The 26,612-nt window shown below is 71.6% G+C and carries 23 protein-coding genes and 1 tRNA gene; 8 read left to right on the top strand and 16 right to left on the bottom strand.

Annotated features, from left to right (window positions below):
* Positions 1–64: 64 nt before the first annotated feature.
* Positions 65–727, bottom strand: coding sequence for a chaplin (locus HEP81_RS05540; protein ID WP_037657380.1), 663 nt, complete (start codon positions 725–727; stop codon positions 65–67).
* A gap of 334 nt (positions 728–1,061) precedes the next feature.
* Between HEP81_RS05540 and HEP81_RS05545 the strand changes: the two genes are divergently transcribed.
* From HEP81_RS05545 to fxsT, 3 genes are all read left to right on the top strand, one after another.
* Positions 1,062–1,370 carry a trypco2 family protein gene (locus HEP81_RS05545; RefSeq protein WP_037657382.1) on the top strand — a complete coding sequence of 103 codons (309 nt, stop codon included), beginning with the start codon at positions 1,062–1,064 and terminating at the stop codon, positions 1,368–1,370.
* A 170-nt stretch (positions 1,371–1,540) separates the two neighbouring features.
* Positions 1,541–2,986: a VMAP-C domain-containing protein gene (locus HEP81_RS05550; RefSeq protein ID WP_037657384.1), complete on the top strand. Its 1,446-nt coding sequence runs from the start codon at positions 1,541–1,543 to the stop codon at positions 2,984–2,986.
* A 273-nt stretch (positions 2,987–3,259) separates the two neighbouring features.
* Positions 3,260–7,225 (top strand): FxSxx-COOH system tetratricopeptide repeat protein, encoded by a 3,966-nt coding sequence (gene fxsT, locus HEP81_RS05555; RefSeq protein WP_051850261.1) that lies wholly within the window; start codon positions 3,260–3,262, stop codon positions 7,223–7,225.
* Positions 7,226–7,294: 69 nt separating this feature from the next.
* Here the strand turns inward: fxsT and HEP81_RS05560 are convergent, their stop codons facing one another.
* From HEP81_RS05560 to HEP81_RS05575, 4 genes are all read right to left on the bottom strand, one after another.
* Positions 7,295–9,133 carry an HEXXH motif domain-containing protein gene (locus tag HEP81_RS05560; RefSeq protein WP_078967442.1) on the bottom strand — a complete coding sequence of 613 codons (1,839 nt, stop codon included), beginning with the start codon at positions 9,131–9,133 and terminating at the stop codon, positions 7,295–7,297.
* Between the two features lie 36 nt (positions 9,134–9,169).
* Positions 9,170–9,334, bottom strand: coding sequence for a hypothetical protein (locus HEP81_RS05565; RefSeq protein WP_157854461.1), 165 nt, complete (start codon positions 9,332–9,334; stop codon positions 9,170–9,172).
* Positions 9,335–9,460: 126 nt separating this feature from the next.
* Positions 9,461–10,552, bottom strand: coding sequence for an effector-associated domain 2-containing protein (locus HEP81_RS05570; RefSeq protein WP_037657386.1), 1,092 nt, complete (start codon positions 10,550–10,552; stop codon positions 9,461–9,463).
* A gap of 9 nt (positions 10,553–10,561) precedes the next feature.
* Positions 10,562–11,455 (bottom strand): helix-turn-helix transcriptional regulator, encoded by an 894-nt coding sequence (locus HEP81_RS05575; protein ID WP_037657388.1) that lies wholly within the window; start codon positions 11,453–11,455, stop codon positions 10,562–10,564.
* A 159-nt stretch (positions 11,456–11,614) separates the two neighbouring features.
* Between HEP81_RS05575 and HEP81_RS05580 the strand changes: the two genes are divergently transcribed.
* Both HEP81_RS05580 and HEP81_RS05585 read left to right on the top strand, forming a co-directional pair.
* The gene (locus HEP81_RS05580; protein ID WP_037657390.1) at positions 11,615–12,376 is read left to right on the top strand and encodes an SDR family oxidoreductase; all 762 of its coding nucleotides are present in this window, start codon (positions 11,615–11,617) and stop codon (positions 12,374–12,376) included.
* Positions 12,377–13,100: 724 nt separating this feature from the next.
* On the top strand, positions 13,101–14,342 hold the full coding sequence (locus tag HEP81_RS05585) for a cytochrome P450 family protein (RefSeq protein ID WP_037657391.1): 1,242 nt from the start codon (positions 13,101–13,103) through the stop codon (positions 14,340–14,342).
* A gap of 107 nt (positions 14,343–14,449) precedes the next feature.
* On the opposite strand, the gene HEP81_RS05590 is transcribed toward HEP81_RS05585, so the two are convergent.
* The gene (locus HEP81_RS05590) at positions 14,450–15,214 is read right to left on the bottom strand and encodes an SDR family oxidoreductase (protein ID WP_037657393.1); all 765 of its coding nucleotides are present in this window, start codon (positions 15,212–15,214) and stop codon (positions 14,450–14,452) included.
* A 285-nt stretch (positions 15,215–15,499) separates the two neighbouring features.
* On the opposite strand from HEP81_RS05590, the gene HEP81_RS05595 reads away from it, so the two are divergent.
* Complete coding sequence (locus HEP81_RS05595) at positions 15,500–15,904, top strand: FKBP-type peptidyl-prolyl cis-trans isomerase (RefSeq protein WP_037657395.1); 405 nt, start codon at positions 15,500–15,502, stop codon at positions 15,902–15,904.
* Positions 15,905–15,965: 61 nt separating this feature from the next.
* Here HEP81_RS05595 and HEP81_RS05600 read toward each other — a convergent pair whose 3' ends face one another.
* Both HEP81_RS05600 and HEP81_RS05605 read right to left on the bottom strand, forming a co-directional pair.
* Positions 15,966–17,579 (bottom strand): phospholipase D-like domain-containing protein, encoded by a 1,614-nt coding sequence (locus HEP81_RS05600; protein WP_051850263.1) that lies wholly within the window; start codon positions 17,577–17,579, stop codon positions 15,966–15,968.
* Positions 17,580–17,721: 142 nt separating this feature from the next.
* Positions 17,722–17,795 (bottom strand) — tRNA-Pro (locus tag HEP81_RS05605).
* Between the two features lie 126 nt (positions 17,796–17,921).
* On the opposite strand from HEP81_RS05605, the gene HEP81_RS05610 reads away from it, so the two are divergent.
* Positions 17,922–18,629 carry a thiamine pyrophosphate-dependent enzyme gene (locus HEP81_RS05610; protein ID WP_037657398.1) on the top strand — a complete coding sequence of 236 codons (708 nt, stop codon included), beginning with the start codon at positions 17,922–17,924 and terminating at the stop codon, positions 18,627–18,629.
* Positions 18,630–18,760: 131 nt separating this feature from the next.
* Entirely contained in the window at positions 18,761–19,672 is a 912-nt protein-coding gene (locus HEP81_RS05615) for a transketolase family protein (protein ID WP_037657401.1), read from the top strand.
* A 23-nt stretch (positions 19,673–19,695) separates the two neighbouring features.
* On the opposite strand, the gene HEP81_RS05620 is transcribed toward HEP81_RS05615, so the two are convergent.
* The 8 genes from HEP81_RS05620 to HEP81_RS05655 all read right to left on the bottom strand — a co-directional run bounded on the left by HEP81_RS05620 (position 19,696) and on the right by HEP81_RS05655 (position 26,612).
* Complete coding sequence (locus tag HEP81_RS05620) at positions 19,696–20,988, bottom strand: MFS transporter (protein ID WP_037657402.1); 1,293 nt, start codon at positions 20,986–20,988, stop codon at positions 19,696–19,698.
* A gap of 186 nt (positions 20,989–21,174) precedes the next feature.
* On the bottom strand, positions 21,175–21,534 hold the full coding sequence (locus HEP81_RS05625) for an MmcQ/YjbR family DNA-binding protein (RefSeq protein ID WP_037657404.1): 360 nt from the start codon (positions 21,532–21,534) through the stop codon (positions 21,175–21,177).
* A 40-nt stretch (positions 21,535–21,574) separates the two neighbouring features.
* A complete protein-coding gene (locus HEP81_RS05630) occupies positions 21,575–22,477 on the bottom strand; it encodes a LysR family transcriptional regulator (protein ID WP_037657405.1) in 903 nt (300 codons plus the stop codon).
* A 31-nt stretch (positions 22,478–22,508) separates the two neighbouring features.
* Positions 22,509–23,702, bottom strand: coding sequence for a glycine C-acetyltransferase (locus HEP81_RS05635; protein WP_037657407.1), 1,194 nt, complete (start codon positions 23,700–23,702; stop codon positions 22,509–22,511).
* A gap of 77 nt (positions 23,703–23,779) precedes the next feature.
* Positions 23,780–24,808, bottom strand: a complete 1,029-nt coding sequence (gene tdh / locus HEP81_RS05640) for an L-threonine 3-dehydrogenase (RefSeq protein WP_037657409.1) — start codon at positions 24,806–24,808, stop codon at positions 23,780–23,782.
* A 215-nt stretch (positions 24,809–25,023) separates the two neighbouring features.
* The gene (locus tag HEP81_RS05645) at positions 25,024–25,599 is read right to left on the bottom strand and encodes a GAF domain-containing protein (RefSeq protein WP_037657411.1); all 576 of its coding nucleotides are present in this window, start codon (positions 25,597–25,599) and stop codon (positions 25,024–25,026) included.
* 61 nt (positions 25,600–25,660) lie between these two features.
* Positions 25,661–26,263: a GTP-binding protein gene (locus tag HEP81_RS05650; RefSeq protein WP_037657413.1), complete on the bottom strand. Its 603-nt coding sequence runs from the start codon at positions 26,261–26,263 to the stop codon at positions 25,661–25,663.
* Positions 26,241–26,612, bottom strand: coding sequence for a DUF742 domain-containing protein (locus HEP81_RS05655; RefSeq protein WP_037657415.1), 372 nt, complete (start codon positions 26,610–26,612; stop codon positions 26,241–26,243). Before HEP81_RS05655 ends, HEP81_RS05650 begins: the two co-directional genes overlap by 23 nt.

Consider the following 26,612-nt stretch of genomic DNA (forward strand, 5'->3'; position numbering starts at 1 on the left):
GCGCTGACGGGAAGGCCCCGTGGGACGTGTCCCACGGGGCCTTCCCTGTGTCGAGCGCTGTGGATCAGCGCGTGGCGCCCGCGCGGAAGCGCCGGTACAGGGCCGCGCCGCCGACCAGCGAGGCGGCGCCCGCGAAGGCGGCCGCCAGGGTGCCGTCGGCGCCGGTGTGGGCGAGGGTGCCCGTCGGCCGGTGCACGGCCGCGGGCGGCTCGGGGGCCGTGCGCGCGGGCGGCACCTGCGGGTGCGCCGGGGGCGTGGTGTGCGCCGGCGGGGTGACCCGTGGCGGGGTCACCGGCTGGGTGCCGTGGGTGCTCGACGTGTTCTCGGAGTGGTTGCCGAAGACGGGGTTGAGAAGCCCCACCACGTTGACGCTGTCGCCGCTGATGTTCACCGGCAGATCGATCGGCAGCTGGATGCCGTTACCCGACACCGCGCCCGGCGAGCCCTTCTCCGCCGAGGCGGCCGTGGACCCGCCCCCGTTGGCAGAGCCGCCCCTGGTGGCGCTGCCGCCGCCCGTGTTGGCGCAGCTGTTGCCCATCGCGGGGTTGAGGAGCCCCACCACGTTCACCGTGTCCCCGCACACGTTCACCGGGATGTGCACCGGGAGCTGGATCCCGTTGCCGGAGATCAGCCCCGGCGAGCCGACCGCGGCGCCGTCCGCCGTGGAGTCGGCGTACACCGGCCCCGCCACAGCGATCGCGCCCGAGGCGGCCGCGAGGGCGATCACACCGTTTCGGGTAACCCGTTTCATCGGTTCCCTGCCTTCCAGAATCAGGCGCGGGCACTCGCCCGCACGGAGGTAAACGCGGGGAAAAACAGGTGAGTTATGGCTTGTCAATCATTCGGCCGGTATATGCCACCATCGCTGGTCCTCGTGACACCGGGGACGCCGGTTAGTCGTACTACTTCGCGCGATCACGTGAAGAGAGAGCAGAAGGGTGCGGACCTGGGCGGTCCGCGTCTCCGGCGGCTGATTCAGGCCGACCGCCACCACGTCGCGGTCCATGACCTGACGCCCATTCACCTTCCACGGGGGTGACCCATCCCGATAGGATCGCCATGTGATCGAACTGGCGGAAATGATCAGGGAGTTGGGTCAGGAGCTGAACACCGCTCTGAGTGAAGGTCCCTCCGGAGTGGTGCGGTTCGAGCTCGGGACCGTCGAGGTCGAGGCGGATGTCGTGGTGAGCCGCAAGGGCGGCGCGGGCGGCAAGGTGCGGTTCTGGGTGGTGGAGGCCGGTGCCGAGGGGCAGTCGGAGACCTCGCGCACCCACCGGATCCGCCTCGCCCTGCACCCGAAACTCGTCGCGCCGGACGGCACACATGTGAAGGTGCTGATCTCGGGGGACGAAGAAGAGGGAGAGCGCTGACGGCAGGCGCCGAGGCGGTACGGCCGTTCCGCCGTCCCGACACCCTGACGTGGCGGGACGGGTGGTCGTACGCTGGTCGGCACCGCCGGTGGGAGAGAACCGGCGGCAGGTGACGATCGGAGGTCACGGGGGTGGAAGGGCGGAACCCCGCGCGGGTTCGCAACGAATTGGTGGCCAAGGTCGTCGACGTGCTCCAGGAATCGGCCACCCTGCGGCACCCGACCAGTGCCGACCTGCTGGTGACCATGCTGAGCCAGGAACTGGGCGCGCCCGTCGAGCCGTTGCAGAACAGGACGCTGCGCCCGTATCTGCTCCAGCTCGTGGAGGTGTGCGCGCGGATCCCCGACGGACTGCCCTGCCTGGTGCGCTGCCTCGGCTATGTGGAGGAGCAGTCCGTCACCGTGCTGGCGCTGCGCCGCCTGGTGGACGAGTGGGAGGCGGTCGACTTCTTCGACGGCGCCGATCTGCACCCGCTGCGCCCCGATCTGATGGAACTGCGCTCCTCGGCCGCGCTCGCGGCGATGGCGCGCCGGGCCAGCCGCTCCCGCACCCAGGAGCTGCCCGCCTGGTGCGACACCGGCTGGGCGGTGTTCTTACGCCTGGCCGGCGGCAATTCGGCGGCGCGGGAACTGCCTGTGAGCATGGCCTTTCTGTCGCTGGCCGCGGATCAGCTGGCCGAGGACGGACTGCGGGAGGCCGCCGAACGGCTGCGCCGCTGGAACCGCGCGCAGGCCCGCGTCTGGGGCTTCGAGGACCAGATGGCCGAGTGGCAGCACGACAGCATCACCGATCAGCCGGCCTCGCTCATGCCCGCTTATCTGATGATCCAGTTCGAGCCGGACGGCGTCGATCCCGACCGGTACTACCTCTCCCACTGGCGCCAGTCGGACGCGGAGAGCTGGCACCCCCTCCCGGGCGAGACGCTGCATCTGCACCGCGACGACCTGCCGGCCGAGGTGGACACGCTCATCGAGCAGACCGAGGAACGCTGGTCGGACCTGCGGCAACCGGTCGTACTCGAATTCATCCTTCCGTGGGAGCTGTTGGGGGAACCGGTCGAGTGGTGGCACAAGGAGGCGGACTCCGCCTCGCCCACTCCCCTGGTCATGGACTACACGGTTCTCATCCGCAGCTTCGAACGCCTGCGCAAGGCCGCGTGGCACCGGCCCTGGCACAACAAGTGGCGCCAGTTGAAGGAGCGTCCGGCGGAGACGCACTCCTACTGGAACCGCCCCGGCCACTCGCACTTCCATCTGGAGCGGGAGCTGAAGGAGGACGAACAGGCCGTCTGCCTGGTCCTCAGCGAGCCGCCCGGCACGGACTCCGCCACCAGCCGCCAGGAGTATCTGGCGGGCCTGCGGGCGGGAGTTCCGGCCATGATCTGGCACCGCGGCGACTGCTCGGATCCCGCCTTCAAGGAGGCGGTGGCCGAGATCGTGCAGGACCGGGGGCTGGCCGGGCTGCTGGAGCGGACCGGACGTTGGCGCAAGGAGGCACTGGCCATGGGGCCGGAGGGGTGGGACAACCATGTGGGGCGCCATCTGGCGATCCTGCTCGACGATCCGGAGCGCAAGCCCGAGCCACCGGGGCCCGCGCATGTGCCGGTGAAGCCGTGAGGCGGCCGGCCGGATCCGCGTGTCCACCGACCGTCCGCGCCTGGTGAGTGGGGGTGCCCGGCATGCACCGGCGTGATTCCACCGGTCCGCGTCCGTTCCATGTCCGCCACCCTGCTTCCGCCGTGCTGCGGCGTACACCGTCCGCGTGCTTCCGTGCGTCCTTGCTTCGGGGGTGCCCACGCTGCGAGGCTTGGAGCGTGGATGTCACGCATGCCTGGAGTCTGCGGGACTCCACCGCACTCTCACCGTCACTACGGCGCTTTGAGAGCACCCATGCACGATGACGACGAACAGCGACCGGCCAAGGCCGCGCGGGCCCGCCGGGAGGCCGCCCGTGTGCTGAGCCGGCTCGGCCGGGAGGGCGGGCCGCATCCCGTGGAGGCGGTGCTCGTCGTCGACGCGCATCCCACGATGCGGGTGTGGGACGGAGCCGTCCAGGGCGATCTGGTCGAGGAGCTGGAGCGGGCCGGGCGGTTCACCCGGGTGCGGGTGGTACAGCTGCTGGGCACCGACGAGACGGATCCCGCGCAGGCACGCACCGAGGAGCCGCTGGGCGCGCCCGACGCGGGCGTACGCCGGGTGGTACTGGTACTGACCGACGGCATCGCCACCGGCTGGCGCCTGGGCACCGTGCATCCGCTGCTGCGCGAATGGGGGCGCGCGCAGCCGGTCGCGGTGGCCCATCTGCTGCCCCCGCACCTGTGGTTCCGCACCGGGCTCGACGTGTACCGGGTGCGGATCCGCTCCCCGCGCCCCTGGGCGGCCAACAGCGCCTGGAGCTGGACCGAGCGGGAGGCTCCGGCCGGTTCGGGGGACGACGAGGGACGGGACGCGGAGGCGGCCGCCCCCGTCGTCGTACCGGTGCTGGCACTGTCCGAGCGATGGGCGGCCGTGCTGCTCCGGCTGGTGTCCGGGGCCGAGCCCGAGTGGCTGGATCTGGCCGCCGTACAGGCACGGGAGTGGAAGAGCAGGCCCGACGCGGCGCGTGCGCTGCCCTGGGCGCAGGACGTGCCCGATCCGCACAGCCCGGTGCCCGCCGCCGAACGCGTCTCCGATTTCCGGGCCGCGGCCAGCCCGACGGCGTTCACCCTGGCGACCCGCCTGGCCGCCGCGCCGCTGAGCCTGCCCGTCATCCGGGTACTCGTCGCCGCCACCCCGGACGCGGGCCCGGTGCATGTCTCCGAGCTGCTGATGAGCGGTCTGGTACGGCCCGTACCGGCACGCGGTGACGGCCCGACGGACGTGGTGTTCGACTTCGCGCCCGATGTCCGCGAGGAACTGCTGGCACTGGGCCGCCGCAGCGCGACCGCCCGGGTGCTGTACGACGTCCGGGGGTTATTGGCCGGGGACGAGGCGACCCGTTCCCTGCTGCCCGCTCCCGACGAACCGCTGGACACGCTGGCGATGCCCGGCGTCAACAGCCGCAACATCGTCTTCCTCCGGGTGGAGCTGACCGCGCTGCGCGCCCTGTCGGGGCGCTACGACCAGCGCGCCGCGATGCTGGCCAAGGTGCTGAGCTGGCACGATCGGCGCTACGCAGTCAGCCTGGAGAAGTTCACCCTGGAAAAGACGCGCCGCACATCCACGGGATCCGCGCCGACCGCCTCGGTCTCCGAAGCGGACGGGCCCGCCGCCGGGCCGCAATCCCGGACCGTTTCCGAAGGAGCCTCATCGATGCCGACACCGCCTCAGGAAACCGCGGAGGGAGAGCGCACCACACAGCCGCGCGTCTGGGGGAACCTGCCGCCGCGCAACCCCAACTTCACCGGACGCGACGAGCTGCTGGAGCTGCTCGACCAGCGGCTGCGGGAGGGCACCACCACGGTGCTGCCGGAGGCGATCCATGGCATGGGCGGCGTCGGCAAGACCCAGCTCGCGATCGAGTACGCCTACCGGCACCAGTCCGAGTACGACATCGTGTGGTGGATCCCCTCCGAGCGGCCCGGACAGATCGGCCAGGCGCTGGTGGAACTGGCCCAGCGGCTGGGCCTGGTGACCACCACCGAGGCCAATATCGCGGGCCCGGCGGTGCGCGAGGCGCTGCGGGAGGGCCGGCCGTACTCCCGCTGGCTGCTCATCTTCGACAACGCCGACAACCCCGAACAGGTGCGCCACTACTTCCCGCAGGGCGGCCACGGCACCATCCTCGTCACCTCCCGCAACCGCCGCTGGGGGCAGGTGGGCGGCTCCCTCGAAGTGGATGTGTTCACCCGGGAGGAGAGCAAGGAACTGCTGCGCCGTTCCGGGCCGCCGCTGCGCGAGGAGGAGGCCGACGCGCTGGCCGAGGCGCTGGGCGATCTGCCGCTGGCCCTCGAACAGGCCGCGGCCTGGCGGGCCGAGACCGGGATGCCGGCGTCCGAGTACCTGCGGCTGTTCGAGAACAAGCGCATGGAGCTGCTGGAGGTGGCACCGCCGCCGGACTACCAACTCCCCGTCGCCGCCGCCTGGAACGTGTCCCTGGACCACCTGGAGACCCGCAGCCCCGCGGCCCTGCGGCTGCTCCAGCTGTGCTCCTACTTCGCGCCCGACCCGATCTCCCGCTCCATCTTCTCCGGCCTCGGCAACAGCAGCATCTTCCCCGAGCTGGACGCCGCCCTGAACGACCCGATGCGGCTCGCCCGCGCCATAAGAGAGGTCAACCGGTACTCGCTGGCGCGGATCGACCACCGTACGAACTCCATCGAGATGCACCGCCTGGTGCAGCTGGTCCTCAACAACCGTATGTCGCCGGAGGAGCAGGCGAGGATGCGGCACGGGGCGCATACGCTGCTGGCTGCCGCCGACCCCAAGGCACCGGTTGATCCCGCGAGTTGGCCTCGATACGCGGAGCTGTACAGCCACGTCATCGCCGCCGGCGCGATCAGGTCCGACCAGCCCTGGGTACGGCAGTTGGTGAGCAACATCGCCAAATACCTGTACTGGTGGGGCGATCACGAGGTGTCGCTCGACTTCTCCGAGCAGGCGTGGAAGTCCTGGCTGGACATCTTCGGCGAGGACGACCAGCAGACCCTTCTGATGGGTCAGTGGCTGTGCTTCATGTACTGGGTGGTGGGCCGCTTCGACGACGCGGCGAGGCTGGTGAGCCACCTGAGGGAGGTGTACGAGCGCACCGCGCCGGCGGACGGCGAGGACAACCGTGAGGACGCGCTCGACGCACTGCAACTGGAGGCGGCTGTACGCCGGGTGGAGGGCAGGTTCGCCACCGGAGCGGAGCTGGACCGGATCGCGTACGAACGGGCGCACCGGGCCTTCGGCGAGGACGACCCCACGACACTCAACATCGCGCACAACCTCTGTGTGAGCCTGCGTCTGGTCGGGGACTTCAATGGAGCGCTCGAACTCGACCGGCGCACCCTGGATCTGAAACTGCGGCTGTACGGCCGAGAGGACCGGCGGACCCTCCACTCCGAGCACCACGTGGCCATCGACACTCGCGAGACGGGGGACTACGTCGGAGCGCTCGCCCTTCAAGAGACCGTGCTCAGCGCCTACGAGAACGTCTTCGGTCGAAACAACCCCGCCACGGTGGAGGCCAAACGCCAGCTCAGCGAGGCTTCCCGCAAGGCGGGCGACCATGCCCGGTCGCTGGAGTTGGCCACCGAGGCGCACGCCCAGTTCACCCGCCGTTACGGCGAGACCCACCCGCAGTCCCTGGCTTCCGCGCTGGCCCTTGCCGTGGCGCTGCGGCAGAACGGAGACCTCCAGGCGGCGCGGACGCGGGGCGTCAAGGCCTGCGAGGGGTATCGGCAGATCTACGACCCCCGCCACCCGCATGTTCTGTCCGCGGATGTCGACCTCGCCGTCACCCTGCGGCTGCTTGGTCTGCCCGAGGAGGCGCGGCGCCTGGACGAGGCGGCGCTCACCTCGCTCACCGACCGGCTCGGAGTGGGGCATCCCCAGGCGCTCGTCTGTGCCATCAACCTGGCCAGCGACCTGGCCGCCCTGGGCCGGTACGAAGAGGCACGGCGACGCGGCGAGGAGACACTGGCTCTGTGCCGGACCTCCTTCGGCGAGGACCACCCGACCACCCTGGCCTGCGCCGCGAACCTGTCCTTGGACCTCCTCGCGACCGGCGCGGACGCTGAGTACGGGCCTCTGCGCGAGGACACTCTGACCCGCATGGAGCGCGTCCTCGACGCCCCTCGCCTCCAGACGGATTCGGGGACCCGGCACCCGGCGACGGTGCAGTTCCGAGAGCGGGAGCGGGCCAACTGCGATATCGATCCACTGCCGCTGTGACGAGGAGCGGGGGCACCGGGGTGCGGCGGAACCCCACATAGCCGCACCAGGTGTGTTTGCTCCCGAGCCTCACGCCCCCAGCCAGGCCGCCAGCCGAACAGGGTCCGCGCGGCGGCCGGTCGTCCGCTCCATGGCGTCCTGTACGGAGCGGGCGCGCTCGGGGTAGTGGAGGAGGAGGTCGGAAGCAGCCTGCTGGGCCGGATCGAACGCGAGGGCGCGGCCGAGTCCCGACCAGGCAGAGACGGGTGCCTCTCGGCCCGACAATCGGGCCGTATACGCGGCACGGGCTTCGTTGTGTTCACCGCAGAGCAGCCACACCTCGGCCATATCGGCGCCGTCTACACCCCCGGGTCGCCGCCAGGCTCCGTCGGGGTCGCTGAGGAGGTACCGGGCAAGGACTGCGGTGCTGTCCGAGAAGCGGACCTCGGGCTCGGGAACCAGTAGTGGCTCGGCCGCGAGGGCCGACGGCGGACGAGGGGCGCCCTGCTGCCAGGCTCGGACCGATTCCTCGACGGCTTTCGCCGGTGGGCGCAGGTGGTGGGCACGCCAGCGGGCATGATGGTCGGCCGCGGCATCATGGGCCAGCCGCAGCGGTGTCGTGGGGACCTCGTCGGCCATCCACGCCGCACAGCGTTCGGTGAGGCGCTCGACGACGTACAGCCCGAGCGAGGTCAGCCGCCCGTGCCCGCGGACGGCGTTCAACGTGACCCACACCTGGGTACGCCAGAGCGCGAACTCGAAGTGGGCGAGGGGGGCGTAAGCCGGGTCGGCCGTATGCCGGTGGGCACGCCAGAATCGGGTCACGCCGAGGAAGGCGTATATGCCCTGGAGCAATCCGCCGAGTGGCCGGGGATCGTCGCGCCAAGGGGCGTAGAACAGGGCTTCGGACGGCGCAGGGTCCGGCGTCTCCTCACAGAGCGACTCCAGGTGCATCAGCCCGCCCAGCTTGGTGTGCTGGAACTCGTGCACGAGGGTCGCGGCGAGTTGGGCGACGTCGTCCGGGCGGGACGCGGTGACGCCGCCGAAGGCATCGCCGGCCGTGCTGCTATGCGGCCGAAACCTTTCTCTCACGGGGGCCGGTGCCACCGACATGAGGCCTTGGCGCATCGCCTCGGCAGTCTCCGGGTCGTCGCGAAGCAGCACCTCCCATGCCTCGGCGAGCGATGACTCCCAGTACGCCGCCTCCGTCGGGGACAGCACGTTTGCCCCGCTCGGGTGGGGAAACGTGCGGTAGGGGTCCAGTTCCTCCAGCACCAGGGGCTTCGCCCGGTCCGCGGCCCCCAGCGTCATCCGGCGCACCGGTAACCAGTCACGCTCTCGCCGGGCCGGGTCGGCAGGGACCGCCACCTCGCCGCCCACACCGGTGATGCGCAACCGGCCGTCGTGCCCCGTGACCCGGGCGGTGCCCCACGGTTCAGGGTCCGCGAGGACCGCGCAGCCCAGTGTGGGCAACGGCACCAGGCCGCGACGCACGGGAACGGTGATGTCGAACTCCAGCCCGGCCCGTGCCGCGGCGGCGGCCGCGAGCGCGGCCAGATGCCCCATGACCACCCAGTGCGGCGCGTCCTCGTAGGCTCGCCCCCTGACTCGACGCACCGCGAGCGACACCCACATACCGGTATTCGGGGACATCAGCAGCTCTTCGCACACCTCCGGAGCGTGGAGCTGGGCGCGTTCGAGCAAGTCCCAGCCCTGGGCGAAGAGATCCGAGCCGTCCAGGTCCGCGCCCATCCGGAAGACTTCGTTGCGCAGCGCCCACAGCAGCAGAAGCCGACGACTGCGCTCCGCGCGCAGCAGTTCCGCTATGACCGCACCATCACCCTCGCCGTGTGCGAGATCTCTGAGGCCGGCTGCCGAGAGCCGGTGGTACGGCGGTTGTCCCCCCGTCGTCGTGGCATCAGCAGCCACGTGTCCCCCATAGCACCCTGCTGATCACCTCGTCGCTCAGTCCAGGCGGGGCGGGCTGTATGACACCGTGATGGCCTGCGGCCCGTCGATGTGGTGCAGCAGCTGCTCCAGGGACTCGGTGAATGTCCGGTCGTCCATGGAGCGCAGTGCTTCGAGGGAGATTCCCGAGAGATCGACGAGACCGGACTCGACGGCAGGCACCGGATGCTCCAAGGCTGCCAAGTCCCCTCCCGTGTCTACCAGTTATGCACTATCAGTGCCTCGACCAGCATGACCCAGCACCGCACGCCCCGCAACCCTGCGGCCTTTCGGCGTCGCGAGATCGAGTCAGCCGCGAAAGCGGGCGAGCCGGGCCGCCGCGCCGTCCACCCGGTCCACTTCGGGCGAGGGCCCTTCCAGCAGGCGTACCGTCTCCAGGAGTTGATCGAGGGTGCCGGGATAGCGCAGACAGGTGCGCACGATGCCGTAGACGTCCATCCGCAGCCGGGGATCACGGGGGCTGTTGGCCGCTATCCGGTCGCTGATGCTGTCCAGCACGAGTCCCATGCCGTTGCCGCCGCGCAGTGCCGGTACAGCGGTCAACGCGTCGACCAGCTCCGCGAGTTCGCGCAGCGGAAGATCGGACGGCAGCCCCGCCAGCCCGACGGCCGGGCGTCGCCCCTCGATGCCGTCGGCGAGGCCGAGCGCGGTGTGGGACGGCAGACCGGCCCAGCGCCGCAAGCACTCCGACTCGGCGGCCGTGAGCGACTCGTACCACCGCTCCACCCGCCCCGCCGCGAGTCTGCCGAGGCCGTCGGCCCGGTGGTGGGCGCTCACCAGGCCGATCACCGCGCCGCCGCACCACACGAGCGCGCCGGACATACCCTCCCAGGGAGAGCGGTGCGGCTCGGGGTCGGCGGGCGGGGCGGCGACCGCCAGTTCCAGGGTGCCCTCGCGGCGGTTGGACAGGACCGAGACGGTACCGGTGACATGGCAGGAGTCCCGGTAGCGGCCGGGCGTCCCCCCGGCCCCGCCCTCGCCGCTGCTCTCGCTGTCGCTGTCGCTGTCGCTGTCGCTGTCGCGGAGCTTGAACCGCGGGAAGCCCATCGCGCTGAAGGGCAGTACCACGTCCGCGTCGGGTACGGCGGCATAGCGCGGTGGTTCGACACCGGTGCGGCCCGTCGGTACTTCCGCGAGCTCCAGCAGCGCGACATCGGCGGCCACGGCCGAGAGCACGACCCGTGCGGGGGCGCTCCACTCCCCCGGCCGGTCGGCGTCGAACCGTACCCGTACGGCGCTCGTCCCCGCGACGACGTGGGCGGCCGTCAGCACATGCCCGGCCCCGACCCGGTACCCGGACCCGCGCCGCCTCGGCGGCCCCGCCACCAGCACCTCGGCGACCCGCGCCGCGTCCAGCCCCGCTTCCCCCGGTCCGCTCACCTCCGTCCTCTACCCCTCGGGCCTCGGGGGTACGCGGCGTTCGGCGCCCGGCGATCCCCCAGGTGCCGGTTCCGCACCGCCGGGCGCATCGGTCTGCGTCAGCGCCGCGAGGAGCCGTAGCTTCTCGTCGCTGTCGCTGTTCCTGTCCGGGTAGTAGACGACGAGGATGACGTCCTCCACGGGGAGCTTGTCGCGGTGCAGGCGCAGTTCACCGACGACCGGGTGGTGCACGGTCGTCGTGCCGCCGTCCAGGCTCCGGACGTCGTGCCGAGCCCACAGGGTGCGGAACCGCTGGCTGGACAGGGCGAGTTCACCCACGAGTTCGACGAATCGGGGGTCGTCGGTGTCGTCCCCGATGGTGGTGCGCAGCGCGGCGACGAAGTCGGCGGTGGCCTTCGTCCAGTCCTGGTGGAAGGCCTGTTCCTCGGGGTCGAGGAGGAGGGAGCGCAGCCGGTTCTGACCAGGTGTCAGACGCGGGGAGAGCGCGACGGCCATGGAGTTGGCGGCCAGGACGTCGAACGCGCGGCCCTCCACGAACGCCGGGATCTGGAGGTGGGCGAGCAACTCGTGCACCCGCGCCGGTACCTGCTCGGGGCGCCTGCGGCGCGGCGCCCTGGGGCGTGCGGCGGCGAGGCCGAGCAGATACGTCCGCTCGATGTCGTCGAGCCGCAGGACCCGCGCGAGCGATTCGAGGACCTGCGGTGAGGGGTTCTTGTCGCGGCCGCGCTCCAGGCGCAGGTAGTAGTCGGGGCTGATTCCGGCGAGCAGGGCGACCTCCTCGCGGCGCAGCCCGGGTACCCGGCGGTTGCCGCCGGGCGGGAGCCCCGCCTGCGCCGGGGAGACCAGCTCACGCCGGGCGCGCAGATAGGCACCGAGCCGGTTGCCGGATTCCTCGTCTTTCATACGGCCACCGTAATGCGGAGCGCGTGTCCCAGCGGGGGGCCCTGGCAGGACCAGGGAGAACGGGGGCCCTGCCACGGGCCGCGGACGCCGCCAAGACTGGGGGAGCACCGTTTTCCCGAAGATCTCAGCAGAGAAGATCTCAGCAGAAAGGAAGATCCCATGGATCTCTCCCACCGCACTGTTCTCGTCGTCGGCGGCACCTCGGGCATCGGGCGGGAGCTGGCCCGGCGGTTCGCCGCGGCGGGCAGCACCGTGGCCGTCGGCGGCCGTAACCGCGGGGCGCTCAAGGAACTGGCCGAGGAGGGTTTCGGCACGTTCGAGGTGGATGTCACCGACGGTTCCTCCGTCGCCGCCGCCCGTGACGCCGTGCTCGACCGCTACCCCGGGCTGGACACGGTGGTGACCATGTCGGGCGTCATGCTCATGGAGGACCTGCGCGACCCGGCGCACTTCGAGGCGGCGCGGGCCACGATCGACACCAACCTGCTCGGCACCATCCGGGTGATCGACGCCTTCACCCCGCATCTGGTCGGGCGCGGCGCCGGCACCTTCGTCACGGTCACCTCCGGTATCGCCTTCCTGCCCTTCCCGCCCATGCCCAGCTACGCCGCCTCGAAGGCCGCGGTGCACGCCTACTCCGAGGCGCTGCGCGCACAGCTCGCCGGCACCGGTGTCGGCGTCGTGGAACTCGTCCCCCCGGCGGTCGCCACGGCGGGCCAGGAGAAGGTGAACCCGCACGCGCTGCCTCTGGACGCCTTCGCCTCCGAGGTCATGGAGCTGCTCTCGGCGGACCCCACTCCCGACGAGATCCTTGTGCAGGGCGTCCTGATGCACCGCTGGGCCGAGCGCGAGGGCACGTACGACGACCTCGTCGCCCAGCGTTCCCGGGCACTGGCGATGCTCCCCGGGCGCGAGGGCTGACGTCCGGGGCACACCGGCGCCCCCGGCGAGAAGCTCCTGTCACGCCCCTTACGGGGAGGGCGTGGGGGCCGTACTCGCGGTAACGGATGCCGAGGGGGTCTTCCGGCGTATCTTCCTCGGTCACGGCCCCTTGACCGATATGCGAGGTCTATCCTGCTCACATGGCCGGCTGCCGGGGGAAAGCCGGACTTCGCCTCCCCTGCGGCACGCGGTGCGTGACACCTTGCCAGGGAGGCGTTCGGACATGGCACTCCTGAACCCGCTCACGGACGACGGACTCACCCGCGCCGGTCGGCGTACTCGGCCGGGCGGGGGGACGCGGCCGACCGGCCCCGGTCGCGCGCCGACCCCTCGAAGCCGGTGGTGACGCCGGTGCGGGGGAAGCCCGTGGCCAAGCACGGTGACGGCCCGGGCCCGCCGATCCGGCCCGCTGCCGGTCCACGCGCACATGCCGCCCGGCCGGCAGCGGCGGGCTTCGGCGGTGTGGGGCGATCATCGCGGCGCACGGCCCTCGCCGACCCCGGTTCCGGCCCATGCCCGTGCCCATGCCCGCGACGGCACCGTCCCCGCTCCCTGGCCGGCGGCGGATCGCCCCTCGCCGAGCCCCGCTGACGAGCGAGCCGGCGACCACGGGCCCGCGACGCCCGCCTCGCCACAAGGACGCCGGTCCCGCGCCCGCACCGCCCTCCCGTCCTTCCCGACTTCCGTCGAAGGAGCCCTGGCCGTGACCGAAGAGCAGCCTCTCGTCCTCGACCCCGCCGGTTCCGACCATCACGCCGAACACCGGGCGCTGTACGCCCGTGGCGCGGCCACGCCCGTGGACGTCCTCGGGGTGACCGCGTGGTCCGTCTCCGACCCCGACCTCCTGAAGCGGCTTCTGACCCGCGCCGCCGTCTCCAAGGACGCGCGAGCGCACTGGCCGGCCTTCGCCGCCACCGTCCCCACCTGGCCACTCGCTCTCTGGGTGGCGGTGGAGAGCATGTTCACCGCCTACGGCAGCGACCACCGCAGGCTGCGCCGACTGGTCGCCCCGGCCTTCTCGGTCCGCCGTATCGCCGCCCTGACCCCCGTCGTGGAGTCCCTCGTCACCGGCATCCTCGACGAGCTGGAAGCCCTCCCGCCCGGCGAAGTGGTGGACCTGCGCGAGCGGTTGGCCTATCCACTGCCGATCTCGGTCATCGGCCGGATGATGGGCCTCTCCGCCGCCCGGTCGAGCGGACTCCGTACGGTGGTGGACCGGGTGTTCGCCACCACCCTGTCCGCCGAGGAGGCGACGGCGAACACGGCCTCCCTCTACCGGCTGTTCGACGAGCTGATCGCGGCGAAGCGCGCCGCGCCCGGCGACGACATGACCTCGCTGCTGATCGCCACCCGCGACGAGGAGGGCGACGGCGGTTCCCTGACGGACGCCGAACTGCGCGACACCCTCGTACTGATGGTCAGCGCCGGGTACGAGACGACCGTCAACGTCATCGACCACGCCGTCACGTCCCTGCTGGCCGACCCGGCGCAGCTGGCCCACGTGGACGCCGGCCGGTGCGGCTGGGAGGACGTGGTCGAGGAGGCCCTGCGCCACGAGTCGGCGATCAAGCACTTGCCCATGCGCTTCGCGCTCCAGGACATCCCGCTGCCCGACGGGAGGACGATCCGGGCGGGGGAAGCCATCCTCGCCTCCTACGCCGCCGCCAACCGCCATCCGGACTGGCACGGTGCGGACGCCGATCTCTTCGACGCCACCCGGACCACCAAGGACCACCTGGCGTTCGGCCATGGCGTCCACTTCTGTCTCGGCGCCCCGCTCGCCCGCCTCGAAGTCGCCACCGCCCTGCGCCAGCTGTTCGCGCGCTTCCCCGAGGCCCGGCTCGCGGTGCCCGCCGAGGAACTGCGCCCGCTGCCGACCTTGATCAGCAACGGGCACATCAGCCTGCCGGTCCGCCTGCGTCCGGTGTCCGCTTCGCAGGCGTAGCCTCCACCCGCTTCCCTCACGTGGACCTCGCAGGGCCGCCCTCCGGCATGCCCCGGCCGCCCCGCGGTGCCTAGGTGATCGGGGCGGCCGTCGTGCCCGGGACGGGGTCAGCGGGTGGTGTATCCGCCGTTGAGGAAGAGTGTCTGCCCGTTGGCCCACCATCCGTCGGTCAGCAGATGGCGGACCCACGGCACGATGTCGTCGATCTTGGTGAGCTCGCCGTTCATCGCGGAGGACTTGTGGTAGGCGACGGAGTCGTCGTCCTCGGCGGGGTAGAAGAACGAGGTGTCCATCGGGCCGGGAGCGATGTTGTTGACCGAGATGTTCCGGCCGAACAGCTCCTTCGACAGGGCGCGGGTGAAGTGCTCGACCGGGGCCTTGCTGCCCGCGTACACGGAGTACAGGCCGGTGTACGCGGCGAGCAGCGAGGTGACGATCGTGATGATCTTCCCGCCGTCGTCCATCCGGCGGGCCGCCTCGCGCATCACGAAGAACGCGGCCTTGGAGTTGACCGCGAACATACGGTCGTACTCCTCCTCGGTGATCTCGGTGAGCGGTTTCTTCAGCACCATGCCGGCGGTGTTGATGCTGTAGTCGAGCTTGCCGAACCGGTCCAGGACCTCTTCGAAGACCCGCTCCACCTCGGCGACCTTCGTCAGGTCGGCCTGGACGGCGAAGGCCTCGCCCGGACCCTTGTTGATCTGCGCGACGACGTCCTCGGCCTTGGCCCTGGAGGACTCGCTGTTGTAGTGCACCGCGACCAGGGCGCCCTCGGCGCCGAGGGTCGTGCTGATCAGCCCGCCGAGATTGCGGGACGCGCCGCCGACGAAGGCGACCTTGCCGTTGAGTGTCTTGTCCGGGGTACTGGCCATGACAGCCCTCCTGCGGTGTTCCGAAGGTGACGGCCAGGGTCCGGCGAACGCCGTTGGCCCTGCCATGCCCATGGACTCATCCGCACCAGGGGGCGCGCATCTTGAACGGTCCGATCGCCGAGGGAACAAGCCGCCCCGCACCACCGCATCCACCGCATCGGGCACGTCCGTCCCGATGGCCCCGGGCCGGCTCGGTAACGTGACCATCTGCCGCATGGAGTGGCCATGTGTTCTGTGTTCGGCCGGCCCGTGCGAGGGCTTCCGACGGAAGGTGATGAGGCCCCGATGAGCGAACCGACGAAGCCCGAGGTCGACGTCCCGGAGGGTGCCGCTCCCACCGAGCTGACCATCCGTGACCTGGTGGTCGGGGACGGTGCCGAGGTCAAGCCGGGCATGGTGGTCAGGGTCCACTACGTCGGGGTGACCTTCGAGTCCGGGAAGGAGTTCGACGCCTCCTGGGACCGGGGCCAGCCGTACAAGTTCGCCCTGGGCAGTGGCAAGGTCATCAAGGGCTGGGACCGGGGAGTGAGGGGGATGAGGGTCGGCGGCCGGCGCGAGATCATCATTCCCCCGCGTCTCGGCTACGGCAATCAGTCCCCCTCGCCGTTGATCCCGGCGGGCTCGACCCTGATCTTCGTGGTGGACCTGCTGGACTCGTATTCCAGCACGACCGGATGGAGCAACTCCTAGCGCCTCCGACCGCTCGTCCCCCGACCGCTCGCTCAGTCGTCCCGTTCTCTGAGAGAGGGCGTCAGATGCGGCACAGGCCCCGCGCGTAGTCGACCGTGGCGGTCTCCTTCGAGTGGGTCCACTGAGGACTCAGCAACTGCGCGTCGAGCTGCTGGGCCGCGCCGGGGCTCTCCACGATGTACCCGAAGTCCTGCAACCACGCCGGGTAGAGGTTCTTCGATCCGATGTAGAAGGCCGAGCCGTCGACCGAGACCAGCTTGTGGTGCTGGGCGTAGGGATGCCCGTCCGCCCAGCGTGCGCCCGGGGAGCTGCGGAAGGTCGCGAGCTGGAGGTTGGAGCAGAGCGCCGCCCCGGCGCTGGTCTCGTCACCGGTGATCCGGGCAAGTCGGTCCCGCAGCACGCCGCTGACCTCGGAGAGGGACTTGATCTGCGAGTAGCCTCCGCTGCCGACGGCGCCACGGTTGGCGGGGTCGCTGACGACGATCCGCACCTTCACACCGTCGGCGAGCTTGGTGGCGAGGGCGTCGTAGACCCGGGTGTCGTAGCGGGGCAGCGGCGGGCAGGTCGCGTTGAGGTCCTGCTGGGAGATCTCGATGTGCCGGGTCGCGCTGGAGATCAGCGAACGCAGCGCGCTCTCTTCGGGGTTGACCGTGTCATAGGGGCGGTCCCCGTTGGTGTTGTCGTGCAGGCCGACGACGCACCGGGTGTCGGAGGTGGACGGCAGGGCCGGTCGCCAGGCCGAGGCGGGGTCGGAGTCCTCCATGCCCACGCCGAGTCCGCCGACGGCGATCACCGGCACATCGCCGGTGGCCGGGACGGCGCGGGGGTTCGTGTCCCGTTCCATGGTGGCCATGCAGTCCGATCCGCCCGAGGCGGCGTACCACACGCCGGCGGGGTTGGCCTTGTTGCGGCAGGTCCAGCCCCACAGCCGGTCCAGGTAGCGCCCGGCCGTCCCGGCGGCGGGGCCGGTCAGGGCGAGGTCGACGTCGCTGACCGGATGGCCGGTGTCGAGGTAGTCGCCCTTCCAGTCGTTGATGCCACCGGTGACCGCGGACTGCCCGTCCACGACCAGGAGTTTGGAGTGGTTCCAGGAGAAGGCGGTCTTCGACGTGGTCATCGAGGCGACGTTCAGCGTGACGGCGTCGGCGGCCGGGCCCAGCTTGTCGCGCAGGTCGTCCCGGTACTTCGAGGGCAGTACGGTCATGTGGTAGACCGGAGCGGCTCCGACCAGGACCCTGACCTTGAGCCGGTGCCCGGAGGCCACGGACGATTTCAGGCCCGCGACGATCGCGTCCTGGAAGGCGCCGTCCGGGAAGGGCGCCAGACTGGAGATGTCGACGGTCCGGGTCGCCCGCGCGATGTTCTCGGTCATCTTTGCCAGCAGCCGCCGAGTGCCGACGCGGTCCTGGCAGCCGGCGTCACCCCAGCAGCCGGGAGTCTGGAGCAGCCAGCCGGCGGGATCGTCCGCCCCGGCGTCGAGCCGGTTGCCGGCCGTCCGCTCCCACACATCCCCTTCGAGGCCGGGCGAGACCTCGCGCAATGTGCGCTCCACGGCGTCGAGATGAGGAGTCGCGGCGTCGGCGGCGGTGGCGGGCGAGGCGGGTAACCCGGTCAGGGCGAGAGCGCAGATGAGAGCGGCCCGAGCGGGACGGGATAAGCGAAATGAAATGATCATCTACGGAAATTACCAGGTGAGAGGCCCTGTCCCCGGCCCCGGCGGTACCCCGAGGAACGCCGGTGCCCACCTGGTCCCCAAAAATGATCAGGGGCGGCTCCGGATTTCTCCGAAACCGCCCCTGATCTGCGACTCTCTCGAGTCGGGACGACAGGATTTGAACCTGCGACCCCTTGACCCCCAGTCAAGTGCGCTACCAAGCTGCGCCACGTCCCGTTGCCGTTTGACCTGCGGTTTCGCCGGTCGCAACGTGCAGGGAAACAATACCGCACTCGGCTCGGTGATCGCGCACGGCTTCCAGGGGTTGACCTCAAGTTTGGTCGAGGTTGCACGCTGTCGTACATGACGATCACAACGGACGAACACCGCGCCCACGAGTACGCCGACCTTCCCCGGCTGATGAGCCTGATGACCGGGGACGAGAAGCACGGCCCGGCGGCCACCTCCACGCTCGATGTGCTGTGGGTGCTCTACGACCGGGTACTGCGCGTCACACCGGAGCGGACGGCGGACCCCGGCCGGGACCGGTTCCTGCTGAGCAAGGGGCACGGGCCGATGGCGTACTACGCGGTGCTGGCCGCCAAGGGGTTCCTGCCGGTCGAGTGCCTGCCCGGGTTCGGCGGGTACGACTCCCCGCTCGGCCACCACCCGGACCGGCTGCTGGTGCCCGGGGCGGAGATCGGCAGCGGCTCGCTCGGACACGGGCTGCCCCTCGGGGTGGGGACCGCGCTGGGGCTGCGGGCCCAGGGCCTCGGCGATCCGGCGGTCTGGGTGCTGATCGGGGACGCCGAGCTGGACGAGGGCAGCAATCACGAGGCCATCGCCTTCGCGGGACCAGCGGGACTCGACCGGCTGCACACCGTCGTGGTGGACAACTCCTCCGCCAGCCATGCCCGGCCCGGTGGGATCGCCGCCCGGTTCGAGGCCGCGGGCTGGTCGGCGGCGACCGTCGACGGGCGGGACCATGCGGCGCTGTACGAGGCGTTCACGGCGCCGCATCCGGGACGGCCGCACGTGGTCGTGGCCCGGGTCGAGCCGAAGAACGCCTGAGCGCCCCGCGTCTCCGAAAGCCCCCGCTTCCCCTGAACATCCCGCTTCCCCCGAACACCCCGCTTCTCCTGGCCCTCCGGCCTTCCCTCACCTTCCGAATTTCCCTCACGCTCCGAAAGGGCGACCTCTCCATGGACACCATGCGTGACCGTTTCGCTCCCGTCGTCTCCCGGCTCCTGGACGAGGACCCGCGGGTCGCGGTGGTCCTCGCCGAGATCGGCAAGGACGCCTTCCACGAGGCCATCGCCCGGCATCCCGAGCGGGTGGTCAACGTCGGCATCCGCGAGCAGCTGCTGGTGGGGGCGGCCGCCGGGATGGCGCTGACCGGGCTGCGGCCCGTCGTGCACACATTCGCCAGTTTTCTGGTGGAGCGGCCGTTCGAGCAGGTCAAGCTCGACTTCGGGCATCAGGGCACGGGGGCGGTACTGGTGAGCGCGGCCGCCTCCTTCGACTGGCCGGCCGGCGGGTTCACCCATATGGCGCCGGGCGACGTGGCCCTGATGGACACCCTGGACGGCTGGACCGTGCATGTGCCGGGCCACCCCGACGAGGCCGAGACCCTGCTGCGGCACGCGGTCGCGGCGGGCGACGACCGGGTGTACGTACGACTGTCCGTGCAGTCCAACCGGCGGGCGCTGCCGGTCGACGGCGAGCGGTTCTTGACCGTACGGGAGGGGCGGGCCGGCGTGGTGCTCGCGGTGGGCCCGCTGCTGGACGCGGTGCTGGAGGCGACGGAGGGCATGGATGCGACCGTGCTGTACGCGACGACCGTACGACCGTTCGACGCGGCCGGGCTGCGCCGGGCGGCCGGCGCCGCGGGGACGGATGTGGTGCTGGTCGAGCCGTATCTCGCGGGCACGTCGACCGCCGCGGTGAACGACGCCCTCGCGGACCTCCCGCACCGGGTCCTCGGCCTCGGGGTCGGCCGCCGGGAGCTGCGCCGCTACGGCACCGTCGAGGAGCACACCGCCGCGCACGGCCTGGACGCGCGGAGTCTGCGGGAGCGGATCGGTGGGTTCCTGGGGGCGCGCGCCGGAGTGTGAGGCGGGGCGGGCGCGATCCGGCGTCAGCTCGGCGCCGGGGACGCGTCCGCTCGTACCAGGTCGCGTATCGCGGGGACGGCGAGGAGCAGGGCGACCACGGCGAGGCTGATCACCGCGGCGACCAGCAGCACCCGGTCGGCGCCCAGCAGGACGGCCGCCGGGCCCGCGAGGGCCTGGCCGACCGGCATCATGGCGAGGGAGCCCGCGACGTCGTAGGCGTGGATGCGGTTGAGGGTCTCGGGCGGGACCTGGGTCAGGACGCTCGTCGCCCACATCACGCCCCAGAAGGACATCCCGGCCCCGGCGAGCGCGGCGCCCCCCGACATGGCCGGGACGCCGAGACCGAGGCCGACGGCGCCGGGGAAGGTGAAGTACAGGCACAGGGAGAGCGCGCCCGCCCTGAGCATGCGGCGGGGGCGCAGCCGCAGGGCGAGCAGGCCGCCGATGACGGTGCCGGCGCCGAGGGCCGAGTTGACCAGGCCGTAGGCGCGGACGCCGTGGTGCTGGACGACCTCGGTGGCGACCAGCGGGACGACCGGGCCGTTCACCGCGATCATGTACAGGCACCAGATGGCGATCACGGCCCACAGCCAGGTCCGGGACCTGAACTCCCGCCAGCCGCGCACCAGATCGGCACGGAAGTCGCGCAGGGCGCGGCCGGTGGCGACGAGGGTGTCCGGGGGCAGTGGGCGCAGCCGGAGCAGCAGCAGGCACAGGGCGCTGACCGCGTAGGTCCCGGCGTGGGCGGCGAACACCCCGCCGGGCGAGGCGAAGCCGACGAGGAGACCGGCGAAGGCCGGGCCCGCGAGCTGGGCGGCGGACTCGGCGATGCGGATCGCCGCGTTGGCGCCCTGGACGTCGGCGGCGAGCCTGGGCAGCGTGCTGGCCACGCCGGGCTGGAACACGGCGGCGGCCACGCCGTTGACGAAGCCGATGACGCACAGCTCCCACAGCACCACGTGCCCGGCGAAGAACAGGCCCGCGGCGAGGGACTGGGTGCAGACCCGGGTCAGGTCGGCGCCGATCATCAGGCGGCGGGTGCTGAACCGGTCGGCGATCACCCCGCCGAAGACGACAAGGCCGGCGAAGGCCGCGGTCGACGCCGCCATGGCGAGCCCCACCGCGCCCGCGCCGTAGCCGCGCTCCAGCAGTCCGGCGGCCAGCGCCACCGGCAGCATGGTGTCCCCGAGCCGTGCCACGGCCCGCGCCACGAAGAACAGTCCGAAGTCCCTCGACCAGACACCCCGGTCCCGCTCCCCCGCCGCTCGCGGCCCCGACCGGGCCGCCGCGCCGGCACCCGGCTCCCGAGCCGTCACCGCCGCATCGGGCTCCACTCCCCGCCGACCGCCACCATCCCGGCCGCCCCGACCGCCACCGGACCGACCACCCCGGCCGCCCCCCGCTCCGTCGGACCCATCCGTCTCCATCCCGCCCATCCCGGCTCCCTCCCTGAGCGACCGCGCGGGATCATGCCATGCCGCCTTCCCTGGACACCGGAATTTTCAGTGGGTGGGCGGGGGGCCCAACTCGGGGTGGGATTCGAGGAGTCGGGGTGGGGCGGCCTGGCGCCAGGAGTCGGCGAGGATGTCGCGCAGTTCGGCCTCGTCCTCCAGGGTGGCCAGCCGGGCCCTGATCCAGGCGAACTGCGCCTCGTGCCCGGCGATCCAGAACTTCTCCGGCTCGGCCAGCACCAGCTCGTCCCGCTCCTCCTTCGGGCAGCGCACGGCGACGGACGTCTCGTCCTCGGGCAGGGTCGCGAACATCTTCCCGGCCACCCGGAAGGTGGGCATGTTCCAGGCGGTCTTCTCCGTGGTGTCGGGGAAGGACAGCGCGATACGTCGTACAGCTTCGGCATCCGGCATGCCACGCACCGTAGCGCCGACCACTGACAATGCCCGGTGGTCAGCCTCCCGCGGCCCCGCCCAGCGCCGCCAGTACCGGCCTGATCAGCGGATGCCCCTCCGCGCCCCGGCGCACCGCGGCGAAGACCCGGCGGGTGGGGGCCACCCCGTCGACCGGGCGTACGACCACATCGCTGAGGTCCATGCCGCGCAGCGCGGAACGGGGGACGAGGGCGACACCCGCGTCGGCGGAGGCGAGGGCGACGACGGCGCGGAAGTCGTCGGAGGAGTGTTCGAGGCGGGGCTGGAACCCCGCGCTCTCGCAGGCGAGTACGACGACGTCGTGGCACGGATTGCCGGGGTAGGGCCCGATCCAGGGGTCCTTGGCCAGCTCGGCGAGCGGGACCTCGGGCGAGTCGGCGAGTCGGTGGCCGACCGGGACCACGGCGTCGAACGGCTCGGCGTACAGCGGCACATGGGTGAGCCGGGGGTCGTCGGCCGAGGGTGCGCCCCGGTACTCGACGGCCACCGCCACATCCACCTGCCGGTCGAGGACCATCGGCAGGCTGGCGTCGCCCTCCGCGTCCTGGACCCGGATGCGGATGCCGGGCGCGGTGCCGGCGAGGCGGGCCACCGCGGGGGCCACGACCTGGGCGATGCCGGTCGCGAAGGCCGCCACGGTGACCGTCCCGGCCTCGCCCGAGCCGTACGCCGCGAGTTCCGCCTCGGCGCGCTCCAGCTGGGCGAGGACCGCGTTGGTGTGGCCGAGCAGGATCTCGCCGGCCGGGGTGAGCCGTACCCCCTTGGCGCCCCGCTCGACCAGCCGGTGGCCGGTCTCCTGCTCCAGGGCGGTCAGCTGCTGGGAGACGGCGGAGGGGGTGAGATAGAGGGCGGCGGCCGCCGCGGTGACCGTGCGGTGGTCGGCCACCGCACGGAGGATGTGGAGCCGCCGTGCCTCGATCATGCCCCCGATTATCCCAGGTGATACCCCCTGGTCAGGCCGCCAGCTCCGCGCGCGCCGCGATGAACGCGTCCACCGCGCGGTTGACGTCCGCGGTGGAGTGCGCGGCGGACAGCTGGACCCGGATACGGGCCTGGCCCTGCGGGACGACCGGGTAGGAGAACCCGATCACGTACACGCCGCGCTCCAGGAGCAGCTCGGCCATACGGGCCGCCTTCGCCGCGTCGCCGATCATCACGGGGGCGATGGCGTGGTCGCCGGGCAGGACGTCGAAGCCCTCGGCGGTCATCCGGGAGCGGAACAGCTTGGTGTTCTCGGTCAGCCGCACCCGCAGGTCGTCGGCGGACTCCAGCAGGTCGAGGACCTTGAGGGAGGCGGCCGCGATCACCGGGGCGAGGGTGTTGGAGAACAGGTACGGGCGGGAGCGCTGGCGCAGCAGGGCGACGATCTCGGCGCGGGCGGCGACATAACCGCCGGAGGCGCCGCCGAGGGCCTTGCCGAGGGTGCCGGTGATGATGTCCACGCGGTCCATCACGCCGTGCAGCTCGGGGGTGCCGCGGCCGCTCGGACCGACGAAGCCGACGGCGTGCGAGTCGTCGACCATGACCATCGCGTCGTAGCGGTCGGCGAGGTCGCAGATCTCGTTCAGCGGGGCGACATAGCCGTCCATGGAGAACACGCCGTCGGTGACGATCAGCCGGCGGCGGGCGCCGGACGCCTCCTTGAGCTTCGCCTCCAGGTCGGCGAGGTCGCGGTTGGCGTAGCGGTAGCGGCGGGCCTTGGAGAGCCGGATGCCGTCGATGATGGAGGCGTGGTTGAGGGCGTCGGAGATCACCGCGTCCTCCTCGCCGAGCAGGGTCTCGAAGACACCGCCGTTGGCGTCGAAGCAGGAGGAGTAGAGGATCGTGTCCTCCTGGCCGAGGAACGCGGAGAGGCGGGCCTCCAGCTCCTTGTGCACCTCCTGGGTGCCGCAGATGAAGCGGACGGAGGCCATGCCGTAGCCCCAGCGGTCCAGGGCCTCGTGGGCGGCGGCGATCACCTCGGGGTGGTCGGCGAGGCCCAGGTAGTTGTTGGCGCAGAAGTTGAGGACCTCGCCGGGGCGGCCGCCAGCGGTGACGCTGACGGTCGCGGACTGCGGGCTGCCGATGACCCGTTCGGGCTTGTGCAGGCCGGCGGCGCGGATCTCGTCGAGGGTGGTGCGCAGATCGTCACGGACGGTCTCGAACATGACAGAAGCTCCTAGGTGATGCGGGTGGCGTACGCCGAGCGGGTGGCGTACGGCTGACGCGGGCCGGTTCGGTCGGGTTACGCGGTCCAGTCGAGGATGACCTTGCCGCCCTTGCCGCTGGCGGCGTCCGCGAAGGCCGACTCGAATTCGCGGTAGTCGTACCGGCCGGTGATCACGGGGGCGAGGTCCAGGCCGCCCTCCAGCAGCACCGACATCGCGTACCAGGTCTCGAACATCTCGCGGCCGTAGATGCCCTTGATGGTGATCATCGAGGTGACGATCCGGGACCAGTCGACGGGGAACTCCTGGGCGGGCAGGCCGAGCATGGCGATCCGGCCGCCGTGCGTCATGTTGGCGATCATGTCCCGCATGGCCTCGGGCCTGCCGGACATCTCCAGGCCGATGTCGAAGCCCTCGCGCAGCCCCAGCTCGCGCTGTCCGTCGGCGATGGTGGTCTCGGCGACGTTCAGCGCGAGGCTCACGCCGATCTTGCGGGCCAGCTGGAGGCGCTCCTCGCTGACGTCGGTGACGACGACATTGCGGGCGCCCGCGTGCCGGGCGACGGCGGCGGCCATCAGGCCGATCGGTCCGGCGCCGGTGATCAGGACGTCCTCGCCGACCAGCGGGAAGGACAGCGCGGTGTGCACGGCGTTGCCGAACGGGTCGAAGATCGCGGCGACATCGAGGTCGACCGGGACGCGGTGCACCCAGACGTTGGTCGCGGGCAGGGCGACGTACTCGGCGAACGCGCCGTCGCGGCCGACACCGAGGCCGACGGTGGCCCGGCACAGATGGCGGCGCCCGGCCAGGCAGTTGCGGCACTTGCCGCACACCAGGTGGCCCTCGCCGCTGACCCGGTCGCCGATCCGGACGTCGGTGACTGCCCGGCCGATCTCCACGACCTCGCCGACGAACTCGTGCCCGAGCACCAGCGGGGTGCTGATCGCCTGCTGCGCCCAGCCGTCCCAGGCCCGGATGTGCAGATCGGTGCCGCAGATACCGGTCCGCAGGACCTTGATCAGTACGTCGTCGGCCCCGATCGCGGGCTCCGGGACGTCCGTCAGCCAGAGTCCGGGCTCCGCCTTGTCCTTGACCAGCGCCTTCACTCGTACGGCTCCTGTGGGTGAGGTCCCGTACGCGGGCATGCCGAAAGGCCGCGCCCGCACCGGGTCAGAGGGGTGGAATCACCCTGCAATCTGCCGTATGGGCGCGCCGTAATCCATCGAGCTTTTCTTAACCGCCGCCTCAGCTTTCCTTCACGCCCCTCTTGTCACATGAACAGAAGCCGCTGAACCGGCCCCCTTGTCGTACGAGCCGACGGTCAGATGGGCAGCCCGTCCCGGGCGCTGCGTTCGATCCGTACGACGAGTTCGGCGGCCAGCGCCTTGATGGTCTCCAGTCCGTCCCTGCCCCAGGCGCGCGGCCCGATGTCGGCGGCGCAGACGGTGCCCAGCGTCATACCGGTGCCGTCGAGGAGCGGGGCGCCGAGGTAGGAGCGGATGCCGTACTCGTCCACGACCGGGTTGCCCGCGAACCGGGGGTAGTCGCGGACGTCCTCCAGGACCAGGGCCTTGCGGCGGACCACCACATGGGGGCAGAACCCGTGGTCGCGGGGCAGCGTCCGGCCCCACACCGCCGCGCTGCCGTCCTCCCGCAGGACCGGGGCGATCGCCGGGACGCGCAGGCCGGCGAAGAACTGCCGTTCCTCGCCGATGAAGTTGACCATGGCGTAGGGCGCGCCGGTGCGGCGGGCGAGATGGTCCGCGAAGGCGTCGAGCGCGGGGTCGGGGCGCTCCCCGAGACCGAGCGCCCGCAGCCGTCGGACGCGGGCGGGGGCCTCCTTGTCCTCGGGGGTGAGCAGCAGACCGCGGACCGGCCGGGGCGGCTCGTAGCTCATGGCCGGGCTCCGTCGCTGTGCGGGTGCCTCATCTGGGGAACTCCGTGGCGGTCGGTCGGGTTCACCGGTGCGCGGCGCCATGGCTCGGCGCGTGCTCCGGGGTGTGGGCGAGCAGATGGCGGACGAGGGCCAGCAGGGTCCCCACGCCGGAACTGGAGATCCGGGCGTCGCAGCGCACGACGGGCACCTCGGGGTCGAGGTCGATGGCGGCGCGCACCTCCTCGGTGTCGTAGCGGTGCCCTCCGTCGAACTCGTTGACGGCGACGATGAAGCCGAGTCCGCGTTCCTCGAAGAAGTCCACGGCGGCGAAGCAGTCCTGGAGCCGGCGGGTGTCGGCGAGGATCACCGCGCCGAGCGCGCCCTCGGACAGCTCGTCCCACATGAACCAGAACCGCTCCTGCCCGGGGGTGCCGAACAGATAGAGCACATGGTCCGGATCGAGGGAGATCCGGCCGAAGTCCATGGCGACCGTGGTCTCCATCTTGTTCTCGATGCCTTCGAGGCTGTCGGTCGCGGCGCTGACCGTGGTGAGCAGTTCCTCCGTGCTCAGCGGGGCGATCTCGCTGACCGCGCCCACGAAGGTGGTCTTGCCCACCCCGAACCCGCCCGCGACCAGGATCTTGAGCGCGGTGGGGAACGGGTCAGAGCTGTCGTCGTAGTCCATCGAGCACTGCCTCCAGCAGGGACCGGTCGGTGGGAGTGTGGTGGAACGCGGGGGGCTTGGTGGTCAGCGCTTCGCAGTCGACCAGGTCCGCGAGCAGGACCTTGGTGACCACGGCGGGCAGTTTCAGGTGGGCGGCGACCTCGGCGACCGAGACGGGTGCCCGGCACAGGTCGAGCGCCTGGGCGTGCTCGGGGCCGAGGTAGCCGAGCGGGGTGACCCCGGTGGCCATCACCTGGGAGATCAGGTCGAGTGCGACGCTGGGTTCGGTGCGGCCGTTGCTGACCGTGAACGGGCGTACCAGCCGTCCGGCCGCGTCGTCCAGCCAGGGCCCGTCGCCGGCCGCGGCCAC

The organism is Streptomyces griseofuscus (assembly GCF_014673495.1).
In the GTDB taxonomy this organism is placed as follows: domain Bacteria; phylum Actinomycetota; class Actinomycetes; order Streptomycetales; family Streptomycetaceae; genus Streptomyces; species Streptomyces murinus.

What these genes read in the sequence shown, in the direction of transcription:
- fxsT (WP_051850261.1), top strand. Translation starts at nt 3,260, where the DNA reads ATGCACGATGACGACGAACAGCGACCGGCCAAGGCCGCGCGGGCCCGC.
- HEP81_RS05575 (WP_037657388.1), bottom strand. Translation starts at nt 11,455, where the DNA reads ATGAAAGACGAGGAATCCGGCAACCGGCTCGGTGCCTATCTGCGCGCC.
- HEP81_RS05580 (WP_037657390.1), top strand. Translation starts at nt 11,615, where the DNA reads ATGGATCTCTCCCACCGCACTGTTCTCGTCGTCGGCGGCACCTCGGGC.
- HEP81_RS05590 (WP_037657393.1), bottom strand. Translation starts at nt 15,214, where the DNA reads ATGGCCAGTACCCCGGACAAGACACTCAACGGCAAGGTCGCCTTCGTC.
- HEP81_RS05595 (WP_037657395.1), top strand. Translation starts at nt 15,500, where the DNA reads ATGAGCGAACCGACGAAGCCCGAGGTCGACGTCCCGGAGGGTGCCGCT.
- HEP81_RS05600 (WP_051850263.1), bottom strand. Translation starts at nt 17,579, where the DNA reads ATGATCATTTCATTTCGCTTATCCCGTCCCGCTCGGGCCGCTCTCATC.
- HEP81_RS05610 (WP_037657398.1), top strand. Translation starts at nt 17,922, where the DNA reads ATGACGATCACAACGGACGAACACCGCGCCCACGAGTACGCCGACCTT.
- HEP81_RS05615 (WP_037657401.1), top strand. Translation starts at nt 18,761, where the DNA reads ATGGACACCATGCGTGACCGTTTCGCTCCCGTCGTCTCCCGGCTCCTG.
- HEP81_RS05625 (WP_037657404.1), bottom strand. Translation starts at nt 21,534, where the DNA reads ATGCCGGATGCCGAAGCTGTACGACGTATCGCGCTGTCCTTCCCCGAC.
- HEP81_RS05630 (WP_037657405.1), bottom strand. Translation starts at nt 22,477, where the DNA reads ATGATCGAGGCACGGCGGCTCCACATCCTCCGTGCGGTGGCCGACCAC.
- HEP81_RS05635 (WP_037657407.1), bottom strand. Translation starts at nt 23,702, where the DNA reads ATGTTCGAGACCGTCCGTGACGATCTGCGCACCACCCTCGACGAGATC.
- HEP81_RS05645 (WP_037657411.1), bottom strand. Translation starts at nt 25,599, where the DNA reads ATGAGCTACGAGCCGCCCCGGCCGGTCCGCGGTCTGCTGCTCACCCCC.
- HEP81_RS05650 (WP_037657413.1), bottom strand. Translation starts at nt 26,263, where the DNA reads ATGGACTACGACGACAGCTCTGACCCGTTCCCCACCGCGCTCAAGATC.